Origin of the sequence: Streptomyces sp. (assembly GCF_019510245.1) — a bacterium.
GTDB lineage: Bacteria > Actinomycetota > Actinomycetes > Streptomycetales > Streptomycetaceae > Streptomyces.
Genome location: NZ_JAEKKT010000199.1, coordinates 1 through 16141 on the forward strand (window position 1 = coordinate 1; position 16141 = coordinate 16141).

Sequence of the window (16141 nt, forward strand, 5' to 3'; positions counted from 1 at the left end):
ACGCTCAAGATGGCGCACAGGCCAAGTGAAACTGCGCTGGCCCATGGGGCGAGCTTGAGCCGTGTGCATTGAAAGGTGCACGCACGGTTCTGAGGGGGCCGGGGTGCAGTAATGCATCCCGGCTACCCGACTTGTACCCGGACGCCGGTCAGCGGATCGCCCTGGCGAAGACGTTCGGGTGCGCGCGCGTCGTGTTCAACGACTGCGTGCGCGCCCGCGAGGACGCCCGGAAGGCGGGCGATGTCTTCCCGAAGGCTGGCGAGCTGTCGAAGAAGCTGATCACGCAGGCGAAACAGACCGTGGAGCGGTCCTGGCTGGGTGAGGTCTCCTCGGTCGTCCTCCAGCAGTCCCTGCGCGACGCCGACACCGCCTACAAGAACTTCTTCGCCTCCCTCAAGGGCACCCGCAAGGGCCCGGGACTGGGCCCGCCCCGCTTCAAGTCCCGCAAGGACAACCGCCAGGCGATCCGGTTCACCGCGAACGCACGCTGGAAGATCACCGACAGCGGACGGCTGGACCTGCCGAAGATCGGCGCGGTGAAGGTGAAATGGTCCCGCACCCTGCCTGCCGCTCCCACCTCCGTCACCGTGATCAAGGACGCCGCGGGCAGATTCTTCGCCTCGTTCGTCATCGATACCGACCCCGCCGCCGACGCGGCAGCGATGCCCGACACCGGCCAGGCCATCGGCATCGATCTCGGACTCGCCCACTTCGCCGTGCTGTCCACCGGCGAGAAGATCGACTCCCCCCGGTTCCTGCGCCGGGCGGAGAAGAAGCTGAAGAAGGCCCAGCGCGAGCTGTCCCGCAAACAGAAGGGATCCAGGAACCGCGAGAAGGCCCGCCTGAAGGTCGCCCGCGCCCACGCCAAGGTCACCGACGCCCGCAAAGAGTTCCACCACCAGCTCTCCACCCGGCTGATCTCCGAGAACCAAGGGATCGCCGTGGAGGACCTGTCGGTGACGGGGCTGGCACGCACTCGGCTGGCGAAGTCCGTGCACGACGCCGGCTGGTCGCAGTTCGTGGCCATGCTGGAGTACAAGGCGGCACGGTATGGACGCACTCTGGTGAAGATCGGGCGTTTCGAGCCGACCTCCCAGACCTGCTCAGCCTGTGGCGTGGTGGACGGGCCCAAAGCACTGTCCGTCCGGGAGTGGACCTGTGCCGCCTGCGGCACGACCCACGACCGGGACCACAACGCCGCACTCAACATCAAGACGGCCGCCGGACTGGCGGCATCGGCCTGCGGAGCGCCGGTAAGACCAGAACCCGTTCTGGCACAGCGCGTAGAAACAGGAAGCCACGGATTCCCGACGACCGGAAACCGTGCCGCGTAGCGGCACAGCAACCAGTCGGGAAGGCCAGAATCCTCGCCCTTCAGGGCGAGGAGCATGTCAATGCGGGGTCGTCACCGTGACGTGCTCCCCGCTGCCCAGGTGCAGCATGCCCTTGCCCGGCTGGATCGGGCCGCCCACCATGGCCCGGGTGGTCCGGATGCCGATCAGCTCGCCGGAGCCGGACTCCTGGGGGGAGAGCAGGATGCCCCGGCGGGCCTTCTTGGCGTCCACCTGCCAGCCCGAGAAGCCGTCGCAGATCTCGTCCTCGTCACCGGCGATGACGACGGCGAGCCCCTCCTCGGTGCCACGCTCCACGATCCGCTTGAAGACGTCCTCGGCGTCGCAGTCGTCCAGCACCTCGGCGTCGTCGACCAGCACGACGATCGGCTCGGCCGGGGACGCCGACGACAGCACCTCCGTCAGCTCGTCCTCGTCCACGTCCCGCCCGGTGAATACCTTCAACACGCCTTCTCGACCCTCCAGTTCACGCAGCGGCGACTGCCGGGGCGCGGCGACGACGATCCGCACGCCGTTGGCGAGGTAGGAGCGGGCGAAGCCCAGCAGGGCCGTCGAGCGGCCGGACTTGGCGGGGCCGCCGATCACGAAGGCGGGGACGCCCTGCGCCAGGTCCGGTCCGAAGGCGGTGAGTTCGTCGCCGCCGACACCCACCAGGGCCCACAGCGGGGCGGCCGCCGCGGCCGGGGCCCGCATCGCCCAGGCCTCCTCGAAGGAGATCCGGCTGGGCAGCACGTCCACCCGGAACGGGCGCCGGGAGCGCTCCACCTGGGCGTCGCGGGCCTCGGCCGCCTCGCCGATCGCGACGATCGCCGCGTTCTGGCCCTGACCGGTGGTGTCCGCGGAGAGCAGCGCGAACTGCGTCTCGGCGGCCGTCTCGCTGCGGAAGGCGCGCCCGGGCGGGATCTCCTCGGGAACCTTGCGGGAGTTGATGTCCAGCATCGAGAAGTCGGCGCGGTCGGCGAGCCGCAGACCGTACTTGTCCTCGGTGAGGGAGGAGATCCGGCCGGCCAGGATCTGCCGGTCACCGGTGAGGACGAGATGGATGCCGACGCTGGCGCCCTCCCGCATCATCACCATGATCTGGTCGGTGAGGTCACCGTGGTTCAGTTCGCCGAGGGTGGGCAGCCAGCCCTCCCAGCGGTCCAGCAGCAGCACGATGTGTGGCAGCCGCTCCGCCTCCGGTACGGCGGCCCGCTGCTCGCCGATGTCCGCGAACCCTCGGTCGGCGAGGAGCTCCTGACGTCGGCTCAGTTCGCCGGAGAGGCGGGCCATGAGCCGTTCCACCCGCTCGGTCTGGTTGCGGCCGACGACGGCACCGCAGTGCGGCAGCCGGGTCAGCGCGTTCAGCGCGCCGTTGCCGCAGTCGATGCCGTAGAGGTGCACGTCGGCACAGGAGTTGGTGCGGGCCAGCGAACCGGCGATGGTGCGCAGCACCTGCGAGCGTCCGGTGCGCGGGGCACCGGCGATGATGAGGTGCCCGAAGGTCGCGAAGTCGACGGCGACCGCGCGCCGGGCCTGGTCGGCGGGCAGGTCCTCGACACCGTACGCCGCGGCGGGCAGGGCGCCCTGCGCCTGGACGGCCGGCACGTCGTCGAGCAGCAGCATGTCGTCGAGGGCGGGCAGCCACGGCGAGTGCTGGGCGGGGATCCGCAGCGCGGTGTTGGCCTCGCGGACGGCGTCGACGAGCACCTTCAGGTCGGTGATCTCGTCGTCCTCCTTCGCCTCGGACTTCGGCTTGCGCAGCGCCGCCCGCCCGAGGTCCTGCCAGGACAGCGCCCCGGCCCAGGGCGCGAGCGTGGCCGGGTCCGCGGCCCCCGGCCGCCGTCCCCCGACCCGGCCCGACTGGAAGGGGATCAGCGAGGCGTGCCCGAGCCGGACGTACGCCCGTCCCGGCGTGCTCTTCGCGATGTGCCCGGCGTCGGGCGCGTCGATGACGTCGGTCGACTCACCGGCATCGGTGACGCGCAGCGCGATCCGGAGGTTGGTGTTGGCGCGGATCTCGGGCGACACGACACCGGAGGGCCGCTGGGTGGCGAGCAGCAGGTGGATCCCGAGCGACCGCCCTCGCTGGGCGATGTTCACCAGTCCCGTGACGAAGTCCGGCAGGTCGCGCACCATGGACGCGAACTCGTCGATGACGATGAGCAGTCGGGGGACGGGGGAGCGGGAGGGGTCTCTCCGGACGAGGTCCTGGTAGTCCTCGATGTCCTTGGCGTCGGCCGCGGCGAGGATGTGCTCGCGCCGCTTGAGTTCCGCCCCCAGCGACTCCAGCGCCCGCTCCACGAGGTGGGCGTCGAGGTCGGTCACCATGCCCACGGTGTGCGGCAGCTTCACGCAGTCCTTGAACGCCGAGCCGCCCTTGTAGTCGACGAGGACGAAGGTCATGTTCTCGGGGGTGTTGGCGACGGCCAGCGCGGCCACGATGGTCTGCAGCAGCTCGGACTTGCCGGAACCGGTGGTGCCGGCGATGAGCCCGTGCGGCCCGTCGCGCCGCAGGTCGATGCCGAACGGGCCGTCGTACGACTCGCCGATGACGGCCATGGTCGACTGGCCGCCCATCCGCCAGCGCGCGGCGATCGCGTCCCGCGTGGGCGGTTCCAGCTGGAGCACGTCGAGCAGCCGGCTGGCCGCGGGCAGGGCGGAGTCCTCGCTCTCACCGCTGATGTCGCGGAGCGGGGAGAGCGAGCGGGCGAGCCGCCCGCACCAGGCGGCCGAGACGAAGTCGGGCCGCACGTTCCGCTTGCGCAGCGCCCCGCTCTGCTCGACGCGCAGCCGCAACTCCAGGTCCTGCGGCGCCTGTTCCTCGCCGCCGCTCTGGGGATGCCAGGCCTGGAAGGACGGGAAGCCGCCGACCGCCTGCTGCGCCACGGGCGCCGCTTGCGCGGCCTCCTTGACGGGCCGCGGCTCGGCGACGACGACGCCCTGGCACTCCCCGGGCAGGAACCGCTCCTCCTCGTCGAGGCAGAGGGAGCGGATGGCGACGCCGGGCCCCTCCTTGAGCAGCCGTACGACACCGGGCATGGACCGCAGCCGCCGGGACCCGTCCCACACCACCACGATGTCCGGGTCGGAGAACGCCGGCCCGTCCGTCTTGCTCCGGCCGCCCTTCTGCAGGGCCTTCTGCCGTCCGTCGAGCAACTGGGTCAGCTCGCCGACGCGGGCGCCGACGGTCTCGGAGTCGGTGCCGATGAGGACGTTGACGTCCTGGCCGCCACCCGGCCGGGCGTGCGGCAACCACCGCACCCATTCCCAACGTTCACCGGCGTCGTTGTCGGTGAGCACGTAGAACTGCACGTCCATGGGGCTGTGCAGGACGGAGGTCTGGGCGACGGCCCACCGCCCCAGCGCATGCGCCGAATCCCCCGGCCCGGCGATGCCGATCACCCCGAGGTCGCGCAGCGAAAGCCCCACCGGGGCGTCCTCGATGTACCAGCGGACCTTGCGCTTGTGCTCGTCCTGCTCGGGGTCGTCGAGCTCGACCTCGCTGGGCACCCGCCCGGTGCCGAACCGGATCAGCAGATGGTCCGCGTCCGTACGCCGCCGCTCCCACAACCGGGTACGCGGCCCGGTCCCGTACGTCAGCACGGCCGCCGGATCCGGCACCGCCGCCCGCCGCTCGGACCGCTCCGCGACGAGCGCCTCCTGCGCCTCCCCCTCGATCCGCGCCTTGTGCTCCTTGTACTCCTTGAGCTGCTTGGCGTGCGACTTCCGCCCGTGCTTCTTGTCCATGAAGTAGTTGCCGAAGAGCATGAGGGGGCTCATCAGCGCCATGATCAGGTAGTACCAGCGCCCGAACATCATCACGGAGACGACGGCGCCGACCAGCGGCAGCAGCGCCATCAGCCAGGGCAGCGGCCGGGCCTCGTAGTCGCCGGGCGGGTTGGGCAGCGAGAAGTGCGTCTGCCGTTCGGCGGGACGCAGCCGCGGGGGCCGGTTGTAGTCGAGCCCGGCACCGTCGTCGGACCACTTGAGCGCGGCGTTGGGCGGGGCGTACCCGGCGATCTCGAGGAGGGTGTTGCCGAGGGCGAGCTGTGAGTTGAGGGGCCAGTCGCCGCCGCTCTGCACCGTTTCCCCGTCCAGCCGCGCGTCTTCGGCATGTATCGCGACTTTGCAGGTGCCGTCGATGGCGATGGTGAGGGTGGCCGCGCGGGCGGGCAGTTCCGGGTCCTCGACGCGGAGGTGGGAGGCGGGTCCGGAGCCGATGTCGTACCGCCCGACGCCGAGCCGGTGCACGGCGCCGGCGGCGGGACCCCCGGCGACCCGGAACTCGACGATGCCCGTGGGTTCACCGAGCAGGCACCCGGCGGGATCGTGGAGACTGACGACGACGCCGTCCCGCAGGGGCGAGCCGACGACGGTGGCCGCGGGGTCGAGGGCGTACCCGTCGACGTAGGCGAGCGGCCCGGAGACCCGGACGGCCGCGGCCTGTTGCCGATGCGCGCCGATGGGTATGACCTGGGCGCCGCCCGCACCGGGGTCCGGATATCCGAGACCGACCTGCCGGGCCAGCTCCCTTGCGACGTCACCGACGGTCGACTCCGGATCCGCGTCGAGCACCACGTCGGCGGTGGCACCGCCGACCGGATCGACGACGGTCAGACTCAGGCGCACGTTCCGTCCCCCCACACACCTAAAGCACCCAACACATCAGTGCAAGTGACCTTAGCCGTCCATCCTTTCCCGGGTGCAACGGGATGAGCACGGTTCACGATTCCACCGCATGAGGACCGTGCGGTCGCACGCGTCACCCCCGTAGGATCTTTGCTCGTGCGGACGCGGCCATGTCATGGCCACGGGTCTGCACGGACAACGCCACGGGGGAAGGCCCTGAGGCCACACGAACGGGAGGGAGCCGTCATGGCCGGCAAAGACACGGATCTCACATATGCCGAGATGGAGAAGGTCGCGGGCGACCTGATCAAGGACATGCACGAGCTTGAGGACAAGATCAATAATGTCGCGAAGCGGGTCTCCGCGCTGGTGGAGAACGGCTTCACCACCCAGAGGGCCTCGGGGGCGTACGACGACTCCATGAAGGACTTCACGAAGGGAGCGACGAAGACGATCCAGGGCCTGCACGGGCTGTCCGACTTCCTGAAGAAGGCCAAGGAAGCGTACGAGCAGCTGGACGACTCGTTGGCGAAGCAGGCCAAGGGCTAGTCACCTCGGCATGTGACGGGCCACGTCGGTGCGATGGAGCGGTCGGCCATCGCACCGACGGGTTTTGTGCGTACGTCTTCGTCCAACTCGTCGCGAACCGTTGAACTGAACCCTCGTGGGGTGACTGACCGCGAATGTACGCAGTTCTTTGGTGCACTGTGTTTCCGGGAGACGCGCACAGTAACCACTTGTAACGCGTCCGCTGCAATGAAACGGCCGGTGGCGGTCGTACCTGCCCAGAGCAGTAGGCTCCGACGGCCGCATTGTCGGCGCGACTTGTGCGGCGCCGACTCAATCTGGGTTATTGGGGGATACCAGACATGTCCAAGGGTGATCTCGTCGTGAGCCTCGTCGGGCTCGATACCTTGGCGGGGCAACTGCGGTCGATCAAGCAACGCATGGACGACACCGGCCAGGTTGACCGGAAGCTCGGAAACGGAGAGCTGGGTTCGAGCGCGGCATTCGACGCGATGGAAGACTTCATGCACGGCTGGAAGGACGGCCGTAAGGAGATCGACGTCGGTCTTGAGAACGTGGCGAAGATGGCACAGGAGATCGTCGACAAGATGACCAAGCTCGACACGGATCTCCGGAACGCTGTCCGCAAGCACGAGAAGGAGGGCAAGGGTGGAAACTGAGGCCCCCCTCGCTGATGAGCCCACGGCTGAGGACCCCTTTGCGGGAGCGGCCCCCGGGGACGTCATCGGCATCAACATCCAGGTCCCCAGCACCTGGTACGAGTTCGACGTCCACCCCGCCACGGTGAACCGCTCGATCCGAGAGGTCGTGGCCGAACGGGTCAAGCAGCGACCGGAACTGGCGGAGCACCAGGCGGACTTGGTCAAAACCCTGAAGAAGGTGGCTCGCGAGGCCCGGAAGGGCAACGTCGTCTACTCCGGCTCCATGTGCGAGATCGTCGACGGCGAGCCGATGGTGGCGAGCCTCACGGTCAGTGTGAACGCGGCCGTCAACGAGACCACCGGCGAGACCGCCATCACCGGACTCGACACGCTCATGAGCGTCTTGGCGCCGATCGAGCCCGGCCGTCGGCCCACGGACCCCTGGCGCCGCGTGCGCCTGGTGGAACTGCCGGATGCCGGCCAGGCGGCACGCGCCGAAGGCATCGAAGACATTGAGATCCCCGACGACAACCGCAGCTACCGTGCCGTGATGATGCAGACGCTCGTCCCGTTCCCGGGCAGCAACCCGAAGGTCGCCGTCATCAGCGCCAGCACCCCGCAACTCGCCCTGGTCGAGCCCATGCTGGAGCTTTTCGACCTCATCACCAGCACCTTCCGCTTCGTCTACCGCGCCGACCCCGCCACGGAGAGCTGAGCTCAATGGTCCGCCCCACCGACTGGCACAACCTCGACCTGCACGACGACCCGACGCCCGGTGATCCACACGAGGTCAAACTCCAGGGCCAGCGGTACAAGACCTTCGTCGAAGACGTCGCCACGGTGCTCAGAGGCATACGCTCCGCCTCGAAGGACTCCGTCCTCAAGGAGTCGGCCGGCAAGGCCATGGACGCCTTCAAGGAACAGATCGGCAAGCTGCCCGGCCAGTTGCAGAAGCTGCACGACTCGTACGAGTTGGTTTCGGGTGCCCTGCTCACGTACGCCGGAAAGCTGGAGCACGCCCAGACCACGGCGGACCACGCGCTGGCCAAGGCGCGGATACTGCGCGGCGAGCTCTCCAGGGCACAGTCCCGGCTGGCCGGCGCCACCACTGCGGCGAACAGCGCCAAGTCGGCCCAGGACAAGCTGAACAGCACGCCAACGAGCACCAGAAGGCGGTGCAGGGCCAGGTCGACAGCCTGAACTCCCAACTGGCAGAGCTCAGGGCCAAGGCGGAGAACGCCGGCAAGGACCAGGACAGGGCCGCCACGAAACTCGTCCATGACATCCACAGTGCTTCCGACGCCGGGATCCACAACAAGAAGTGGTACGAGAAGGTCGGGGACTGGCTCGGCAAAGCCTGGAAATTGACTGTGTTCGTGGCCAAGATCTTCGTTGCCGTGGCAGGGATCGTGCTGCTGTTCATGGGGGGCCCACTGGTGTGGTTCGTCTTGGCGGCGGCATTGATCGTGCTGGCGGACACCATCGTCCAGTTCGCTCAGGGAAAGGCTGGTTGGGGCGATCTGCTCTTTGCCGCGCTGGACTGCATCCCAGTGGTCGGCAAGCTGTCCATGCTGGCGAAGGCGGGCAAACTCGCTGGTGGGGTCAAGATGGTGTTGCGGGTGAGGAAAGCGGAGATCGCCAGCGCCCGCCTGATCAAACTGTGGCACACGGGCGAGGACCTTAAGGGCTTTCGTAAGATTGCCTTCGCCTTTGGCAAGGGCGAGTTCAAGAACACGCTCAAGGATGCCCTGAACGGTGGCTGGGATGACGTGAAGAAGAACGCGACGGGTAACCTCGTCAGCAACGCCGTCGGTGTGGGTTCCGGTGCACTGGTGAGCAAGGGCTTGAGCAAGGGCCTGCCCAGTGCGGCCACAGCCATCTACCGAAGCGGTCGGATCAACATGACGCGCGGGGAGTTCCATGATCTGGGCATGGCCTTGGCTGGGAAGACCAAGAAGAGCGCGGCCGTTCTGGGAGCCACTCAGGGATTCCTCACGAGTGTCACCAAAGCCACCGTCAACAGCGCAGTGTTCGGCGCCGACTTTGATACCAGCGGCGTACTGTTGGACACCGTCAGTGGCTACGGTGACAGCGGTCTGGGCTACAAGCCGGGCATCCTGTCCGCCAAGGCTGCACTCAACGGCTGAGGTGTGCCCTCGATTCTTCGAACCGTGCCAGTGATTCCTTCACCTGGATACGGAAGTCGATGTACCGATCAGTACCGTCCTCGGCCCTTTCGACGTACCTGGTGGGCTCCGTGACACGGCCGAGGACGCTGTCCGTAAGTTGCTGAGCCGCCGTCCAGATGGCGGCGGCTGTGGACTGCGATGACGAATCGTCGATCACCGTCCAGCGATGACTGATCGTCATGCGTCCGTCCCTGAGCCTGAACTTCAGCGAAAGTCCGAGGCCTGAGCACTTGAACGTGCCGCGCCCGCGCTGCAGCAGCTCGCTCACACCGTCGAGCAGATCGACCAGCGCCGGGAAGAGTATGATCCCCGGGCCGCCGTCCGGCTGCCGAGAGTTGCGCGAGGTGGCGCTCCCGGCGCTTCCCTTCACGTCCAGATGCCCCTGGAACATGCCGTCGATTACGTCGTCTTGATCGTCGAGAGTGCTGTACAGGAATTCAGGCATCGGAACCTCACGCTGTTCTTGTCGGGCTCTCTGGGCGGTGGGGCCTGTGACGGTTAGTTGCCGGTGCCAGCCTCCTGCGCCAACTGCCAGGCGGCTTCGTCAACTCCGTTCGAGCGACCACCGGTGAGTGGCGGATGCTTGGGGCGGACGGCGATAAGTTCGTGTTGCCCCAGAGGCGTGATCACCATGCCGAAGCGCGGATCGCCCGCAAAGGCGAACCCGCGGGCTCGGGCGTCGGTCAGCGTGGCCCGCCATCGTTTGCCGAGCCCGTTTCGCAGTGCGAGAACGCTGACCCTCTTGTTCGGGGCATCCGGGTCGGGAAGTTGAAAATGCGCGACGTCCCCTGCCAGCACCTTCTTCAGCGGAGGGTGCTCTTTCCACGGATAGACGGCCAGGATTCCCTTCATCTGTTTAACGCGTGACAAACGGCGCTCCGATACGACGAGTCCAACTGTAGACAGAAGGACCAGCGGAGCAACGACGTATCCGGGGATTGACCCATCGGCCAGCGACTGCCACAAAACCATTGTCAACAAAGGGAAGCCGGGCAGGGAAAATCCCCAGAGGGTGAATGTCCAGAGAGACCGCCGACGCGCACGCTGCCATGCGCGAAGGGTGTCTGGATCATCGAAGGCGGTACGAGTCGTTTCGTCCCCCATGCGGTGAACCCTCCCGGCATTTGGTTAATTGTGCCCGCCCGTCGCTCATTTGACGGAATCGGTAAGTTAATCGGCGTTACATGCCGACGGTATCAGGAGTGCTCCGCTGGCGGAGCGAGCGGGATGTGAGGCCGGTGCGGCTCTTTCCATGCCGCGCCCAAGGGTGATTCTAAGGACCGGACTCGGGGGACGGGGTGCGCACCGTCTCACCCATGGACGCCGGCCCGTTGGGCCGGTCCAGGTACTCGACGCGTGCGTGCTGATCCGCTGTCGCCACCGCCCGTGCCGCACTCACAAGAGCCCGCCGCGCGGCCTGCGCCCTTCGGAGGTGTCGGGATCTTGCCGATCCTGCAACCGGGCGGCAGCGTCCGCAGAGACACCGAGACGGCCCTGTGCGTGTTCGGCCAGGGTCATCCTGTTCACGCGTGGAGAAGATTCCTCTCAACGGTTGACGGCTTGAGCTTCCTGGACCTTGATGTCCTGGGTCGTCCCGAAGGTGCTGTCCGGCAGGTCGCCGCCCGCGCCACCGGTTCCCGACCAGCTGATCTGTCAGGTGATGGTCGCCTTCAGGTGGTATGCGCCGTCGCCGGACGAGCGCAGGTACTTGCTTCCGCAGGGCGGGGTCTGGTCGGATTTACCACGATCTCATACCCGTTCGTGCGCTGTGTCCGGGGTGTGGTGAGCCGTGAGTTCCGTTTCGCTATCGCGGTGCCTGGCATCTCGGGCCGACGCACGGCACCGGTTCGGTCCGTGCGTCGGCCGGGAGCGGTGGTGGGTGCGTTATATGTTGCTCTGCCCGTGGGAGCCATCGCGGTCCTCCTCGTCGTCCGGTACGACCAACCGCATGCCCCGGGACTCGGCGACACGCAGCGCGTCGGTGAGGCACTCAGCGAGGCGGATGCCGGCGTAGCGGACCTCGGTGTACGGCGACATCGGGTCGTCCAGCACCTTGCGGGCCTGGCCGAGGACGTCGCTGCCGGTGGCGAGCTGGGCGGCTTCCAGGTCATCGGCGAAGTGGGAGAGATAGCCGCCGTTGCTGTCCGTGACCAGGAAGCAGGGCTTGCCTTCGGGGGTGGGCCAGGGGAGGAGGCGGGGAGAGAGATCGCGGTGTACGTCGCCATTTGCGACGCGGTAGGTGGGGCCGTTCGCGAGTTCCATCAGGCAGCCACCTCCGGCGCGCCGATCACGTGCTGATCGAGGTCGATCCCGAAGTCGGCGGCGAGGACGAGGGCGAGCCGTCGGCGCTGCTGGAGGGCGGCCTCCCGCTCGTGGGCGGTGAGGTAGGGGCGGACGAGGGGGGAGTCGGCGCCGTCGAGAAGGGTGTCCAGACCGTACGGCGACCGGTGGCAGGGGAGGTGCGGGGTCTCGGCGGTGAGGGGGCAGCGTACGAGCGTGAAGTGGACGTGGGGGAAGGGCGGCCGGTGCGGACGGCGGCGCCGTTTCCCGGTGCCGGGGGCGAAGAGGAGGCGCAGCCATTCGAGGGCGCGGGGGATAAGGTCGTGCATGTCGACGCTCCTTGTAAGCGTTGGCCATGCCCCGGGAGGTAGCCGCCTCGCCGGGGTCTTTGTAGACCACTCTGCCCTAGGACGCGATAGGTAGCAACCAGAAGCATTAGGTTGCATGTGGACGTTCCCTCATGTGGTGCCTTGCTTCAAGCCGCCTTAGCGTGCGGTTATGGCTAACGATCGGTGGACGCCCGACCCCACAAGTCCCGCCTACGTGTATCTGCAAGTCGCACACCACATCGCAGAGCAGATCCGCACTGGACGCCTGCCGGTGGGCGCCCGGCTTCCCGCTGAACGTGATCTTGCCGAGCAATACGCGGTAGCCATCAACACCGCCCGCCGGGCCGTGCGCGAGCTTCGGGACCAGGGCCTTGTCATCACAGTCCCGATCAAGGGCACGTTTGTGCAGACTCAGGAGCCTTCCAGCGAGCCATCCGAAGACAGCGGACCGAACGCATGACGGAGCCGCGCGTTACGCGCGGCTCCGTCTCTCTCTGGGCGCCCCCTTGGCTACTCGCCGGTCCCGCGTCTTCTTGGGACTCCCGGGGCGGCCAGTAGCGGGAGCCCCGCGGGCCGCCCGAATCTGGCTGCTGGGCGGGACCGTCTGGGTCGGCCGAGTTCGTCCACGTGACTTTCCAGGTGATGGACGCCTTGAAGGGGTAGGTGCCAGCTCCGGACGAGCGGCGGTATGTGACGGTGCAGGCCGTGTCCTTGCTGTCGACTGTGTAGCCGTTGTCGCCCTTCACCAGGTCGTACGTGCAGGTCTGCGGATCGGCGTCCGAAGTGCCCGCGTCGACCTTGAGGGCGATGGGGGTGGCGACGGTCGTCGCGGCCATCGCCACGCCCTTGTAGTCGATGCTGGCCGTTGTCCACACCCGGTCGAAGTCGCCGTCCAGCTTCACGCGAGTACCGAGGTTCACCTTGAGCCGGTCAGGCGTCGGGCTCAGTACCACCGGCGGGGTGGGCAACTTGGTCGAGTTGTAGGCAAGTTCGGAGAGGGTCTCCGGAGTCAGCTGGTGAGGGTCCTGCTTCGGTTGGGCGGGCGGGACCCAGATCTCCCAATTGTCGGTGGGGACCGGACAGAGCGAGGAGTAGGCGTCGTCCCGGAACTGGACCTGCCACCAGAGTCCTTTGTCGCCCTTGTGGTAGTCCTCGTCGGCGCGCTTCTTTGCGTAGCTCGCCGCTGGTTCCTGGGCTCCCTTGTACGAGGACTTGATGAACTCCTCGTACTCGTCCGGCGTGTACATCGGCTCGTACCAGCAGACCGGGGGCTTCCAGTTCGCATTTGAGGAGGTGGCCCTCGACGTGGAGCCGCTGGAGCTGCCGGTCCTGCTCTGCCGGACCTGGATGTGGGCACCGATGACACCCTTGCCGGAGCTCGCGCTGGAGTCGGAGTCGGGCTGGCCCGTCTGGCCGGTTCCGGTCGTGCCGGTGTCGCCTCCTCCTGTGCTGTCGTCCGCGTGCGCTGGGAAGCTCGCCGCCAACACCAGGACAAGGCCGATCACAGCAGCCGTTCGGAAGCCTGGGTGAACCACGTTCGTCACTGGCTCTGCACGCACGCCGCATCCCCCTTCTTCCAACTCTGCTGCGTCACCTGCCAGTCACCGGCGGAGTCTCGCTGGGCCTGGACCGTGTACAGGACGAAGCTCTTGTCGCTCGGCTGCGTGCGCTGCACCTTGCCGGTCTTGATCACCTTGTCGTAGGCCTTGCTCTGGTCCTCGCAGTAGCGGGCGGCCGCCTTGCCGCTCGCGACGTCCGTGACCTCGAAGTCGTAATACCGGTACTGACCGGTGACGGTGAGCCCTTCCTTCTTGAACTCCGCGACCCGGTTCACCCAGAAGATCCGGGCATTGGCGGCGAAGTAGCGGTTCACGTTGGCGGTCTGCCCATCACCTTTACCGAAGGCCTCGATGCGGGCCTGGGCTGCGTACGCCACGTCCCGGAGGACCGCGTCCTTCGTGGCATCGCCGGTCGAATCCCGCTCCACCTTCATCTGGATGTCCGACGGAAACGCGAAGGCAGGTGCGTTCTTTTCCGCCGAGGCGGAGGGCGACGCCGAGGGTGACGGAGAGGCCGACCCTCCGGTACCGGCCCCCGCGATCTTGTCGTTGCCCTTGGAGCCGTCGTCCCCGCCTCCGCACGCCGTCAGCAGCAGAGCTGCGGTCGCGGCGAGCGCGGCGGCAACGGGCATGGTGCGGCGCTTCACTGTGGACTCCCCCGTGAGAATGAAGTTCGGCAAGACTGCAAACGGTATCTGTGAGGTCCCGGGTTTCGCCACCGCGAACGTCCTGACGGGCCGGTTGCGGGGGACTTCTGGACAGAGGGTGGAGGCGGTGCGGCCCGTCGGGCGATGGCCCCCTCCTTTGAGCTCCCTTTGCGGTCCGTTGGTTGTAGCCCCGAAAACCCTCGACACACAGTGACCCTGGCCCTCTGCGTCTCGCGGGGCGGCCGGTAGGCAGGTGTTCACGGGGGTAGTTGTGGCGGACCACGTCAAGGTGTCCACGAGTGAGTTGCGGGAGATCAGCAGATCTGTCGCGAAGTTGAAGTCCAACTTCGAACATGCGAAGGACCTCGTCGACTCGTACGGCTCGGAGATCGGGTCCGGCGAGGTGGCCGATGCCCTCGGTGACTTCGCGGACGACTGGAAGAAGAAGCGCAAACAGCTCTGCGACGGGCTGGAGTTCCTCGGGAAGACGGCGGGCGAGGCGGCGAAGGCCTACGACGGGATCGATCAGCATCTTGCCGACGCGCTGGTCAAGGCTCAGCCGGGGGACAAGTGAGCGATCACGACTTCGCCGGCGTCGACTGGCAGACGGCCCGGTACGACGACAGGGAGTTCACGCCGGGGGACCCGTACGAGGTCGCCCGGCTCGGGAAGCGGATCTCCGACACGGCCAAGCTGATCGAGGAGCAGGCCGGCAAGCTGAACAACCTCGTCGACGGGAACGGGTGGGACTCCGACGCGGGGAGGGAGTTCACCAAGAGGACGGGCGACACCGTCACGCTGCTGAGCCAGTCGCATCAGCGGTATGCCGCGGCGGGGGCGGCGCTCGGTTCCTCCGTGCCGTACGAGCCCATCGCCGACTCCGTGCGGGAGAACTGGGCCACCGCCCTCAACCACGCTCAGAACAGGGTGCGCGCCGCACTGAAGAAGGCCGCCGCGGCCGACGCCGACAGCAGTAACTACCAGAAGCAGATCGATCAGCATCCCTCCGGTGACGACAACCACCCGGACAAGCAGAAGCTGAAGCGGCAGAAGGAGGCCTCGGACGGGGAGCTCGACGCCGCGAAGCGGGAGCTTCGGGCCGCGCTCGAGTACCGGGACACGCAGGCCGGGTATGCCGCCAAGGCGCTACGGGACGCCATCGACCACGACGGGCTGAAGGATCCCAAGCACCACTGGTGGGACAACTGGAAGGACTGGGTCGCCGACATCGGGCACTGGGCCGGGGTGGCCGCCGCTGTGCTGGGCGTCCTGGCCCTCGCCCTCAGCTGGGTGCCGGTCCTCGGTGAGGTACTCGGCGCGCTGGCGCTCATCGCCTCGGTCGTCGCCCTGGTCTGCGACACCGTTTCGGCGCTGGACGGCAAGGGGACCTGGCTGGACGTCGCCATCGACGCCATCGGCGTGCTCTCCTTCGGTGCGGGACGGGTCCTGGGGACGACGGCCAAGGAGGCGGCGATGGCCGCCCGGGGCGCCTCCGCGGTCAAGGACCTTCAGTTGGCCCGGGAGATCGGGCTGAATCCGACAGCGGCCCGCGAACTCGCCGAGACGCTCAACGGTGTCAAGCCCGGTGAGATCGGCAAGGCGCTGTCCGAAGGGCCCACGAAACTCCTGCCGCGGATGCGTTCGGTGGTCAAGGAGTCGCTGAACCTCAAGGCGTATGCGACCGACATCCGTGACGCCCCCGCAGTGCACCGGGCGGCCAAGGCCTTCGCCGAATCGGCGCCCAAACTGTCGGAGATCGCTGACTCCTCCTTCAAGAGCATGGCGGGCCAGGCCAAGGCCCTTTACTACGGCAGCCAGGTGCTGCCGCTCCTGGCCGGCTGGTCGAACCTGGCCCACACACAGGCCCACGAGCCGTGGCTCACCGGGCCGAACGTCCTTCAGGGCGTCAAGGAGGTTCCGGGCATCGGGGCCGGCGGAACACCGTTCTACAACTGGCACTGGAGCACCAGCGGCTGACCCGGTCGGCTGTCAGGAACCCCAGAGC

Annotated in this window: 16 protein-coding genes and 1 pseudogene; 9 read left to right on the forward strand and 8 right to left on the reverse strand. The window is 67.7% G+C overall.

All coding sequences use genetic code 11. From position 1 onward, the window contains the following. The first annotated feature begins 131 nt into the window (after nt 1-131). Nucleotides 132-1334 (forward strand): RNA-guided endonuclease TnpB family protein, encoded by a 1203-nt coding sequence (locus JF597_RS40065; protein ID WP_294008443.1) that lies wholly within the window; start codon nt 132-134, stop codon nt 1332-1334. 57 nt (nt 1335-1391) lie between these two features. Here JF597_RS40065 and JF597_RS40070 read toward each other — a convergent pair whose 3' ends face one another. After that, the gene (locus JF597_RS40070) at nt 1392-5963 is read right to left on the reverse strand and encodes an FtsK/SpoIIIE domain-containing protein (protein ID WP_294008445.1); all 4572 of its coding nucleotides are present in this window, start codon (nt 5961-5963) and stop codon (nt 1392-1394) included. Between the two features lie 246 nt (nt 5964-6209). Here JF597_RS40070 and JF597_RS40075 point away from each other — a divergent pair, with 246 nt between their 5' ends. The 5 genes from JF597_RS40075 to JF597_RS40095 all read left to right on the forward strand — a co-directional run bounded on the left by JF597_RS40075 (nt 6210) and on the right by JF597_RS40095 (nt 9279). Next, nucleotides 6210-6512, forward strand: a complete 303-nt coding sequence (locus JF597_RS40075; protein ID WP_294008447.1) for a WXG100 family type VII secretion target — start codon at nt 6210-6212, stop codon at nt 6510-6512. A 320-nt stretch (nt 6513-6832) separates the two neighbouring features. Beyond that, nucleotides 6833-7150, forward strand: a complete 318-nt coding sequence (locus JF597_RS40080) for a hypothetical protein (RefSeq protein ID WP_294008449.1) — start codon at nt 6833-6835, stop codon at nt 7148-7150. Next, on the forward strand, nt 7140-7847 hold the full coding sequence (locus JF597_RS40085) for a hypothetical protein (protein ID WP_294008451.1): 708 nt from the start codon (nt 7140-7142) through the stop codon (nt 7845-7847). The genes JF597_RS40080 and JF597_RS40085 overlap by 11 nt, the downstream gene beginning before the upstream one ends. Nucleotides 7848-7852: 5 nt before the next feature. Further along, nucleotides 7853-8332, forward strand: coding sequence for a putative T7SS-secreted protein (locus JF597_RS40090; RefSeq protein WP_294008453.1), 480 nt, complete (start codon nt 7853-7855; stop codon nt 8330-8332). Then, nucleotides 8308-9279, forward strand: coding sequence for a hypothetical protein (locus JF597_RS40095; protein ID WP_294008455.1), 972 nt, complete (start codon nt 8308-8310; stop codon nt 9277-9279). Before JF597_RS40090 ends, JF597_RS40095 begins: the two co-directional genes overlap by 25 nt. On the opposite strand, the gene JF597_RS40100 is transcribed toward JF597_RS40095, so the two are convergent. From JF597_RS40100 to JF597_RS40120, 5 genes and pseudogenes are all read right to left on the reverse strand, one after another. Then, entirely contained in the window at nt 9269-9766 is a 498-nt protein-coding gene (locus JF597_RS40100) for a hypothetical protein (protein ID WP_294008457.1), read from the reverse strand. The two genes, JF597_RS40095 and JF597_RS40100, sit on opposite strands and share 11 nt — an antisense overlap. 53 nt (nt 9767-9819) lie before the next feature. Continuing rightward, on the reverse strand, nt 9820-10425 hold the full coding sequence (locus JF597_RS40105; RefSeq protein WP_294008459.1) for a hypothetical protein: 606 nt from the start codon (nt 10423-10425) through the stop codon (nt 9820-9822). A 441-nt stretch (nt 10426-10866) separates the two neighbouring features. Further along, a pseudogene (locus JF597_RS40110) lies at nt 10867-11067 on the reverse strand (hypothetical protein); the annotation flags it as partial. A 138-nt stretch (nt 11068-11205) separates the two neighbouring features. Next, entirely contained in the window at nt 11206-11583 is a 378-nt protein-coding gene (locus JF597_RS40115) for a hypothetical protein (protein WP_294008461.1), read from the reverse strand. After that, nucleotides 11583-11930, reverse strand: coding sequence for a hypothetical protein (locus JF597_RS40120; RefSeq protein ID WP_294008463.1), 348 nt, complete (start codon nt 11928-11930; stop codon nt 11583-11585). The genes JF597_RS40115 and JF597_RS40120 overlap by 1 nt, the downstream gene beginning before the upstream one ends. A 169-nt stretch (nt 11931-12099) precedes the next feature. Between JF597_RS40120 and JF597_RS40125 the strand changes: the two genes are divergently transcribed. Beyond that, nucleotides 12100-12390 carry a GntR family transcriptional regulator gene (locus JF597_RS40125; RefSeq protein ID WP_294008465.1) on the forward strand — a complete coding sequence of 97 codons (291 nt, stop codon included), beginning with the start codon at nt 12100-12102 and terminating at the stop codon, nt 12388-12390. Here JF597_RS40125 and JF597_RS40130 read toward each other — a convergent pair. Together JF597_RS40130 and JF597_RS40135 are read right to left on the reverse strand one after the other, a co-directional pair. After that, nucleotides 12320-13435 carry a hypothetical protein gene (locus JF597_RS40130; protein ID WP_294008467.1) on the reverse strand — a complete coding sequence of 372 codons (1116 nt, stop codon included), beginning with the start codon at nt 13433-13435 and terminating at the stop codon, nt 12320-12322. The two genes, JF597_RS40125 and JF597_RS40130, sit on opposite strands and share 71 nt — an antisense overlap. A 35-nt stretch (nt 13436-13470) precedes the next feature. Next, nucleotides 13471-14208, reverse strand: coding sequence for a hypothetical protein (locus tag JF597_RS40135; RefSeq protein WP_294008469.1), 738 nt, complete (start codon nt 14206-14208; stop codon nt 13471-13473). A 199-nt stretch (nt 14209-14407) separates the two neighbouring features. On the opposite strand from JF597_RS40135, the gene JF597_RS40140 reads away from it, so the two are divergent. Further along, a complete protein-coding gene (locus JF597_RS40140) occupies nt 14408-14710 on the forward strand; it encodes a type VII secretion target (RefSeq protein ID WP_294008471.1) in 303 nt (100 codons plus the stop codon). After that, the gene (locus JF597_RS40145) at nt 14707-16113 is read left to right on the forward strand and encodes a hypothetical protein (RefSeq protein WP_294008473.1); all 1407 of its coding nucleotides are present in this window, start codon (nt 14707-14709) and stop codon (nt 16111-16113) included. The genes JF597_RS40140 and JF597_RS40145 overlap by 4 nt, the downstream gene beginning before the upstream one ends. The last annotated feature ends 28 nt before the right edge of the window (nt 16114-16141 follow it).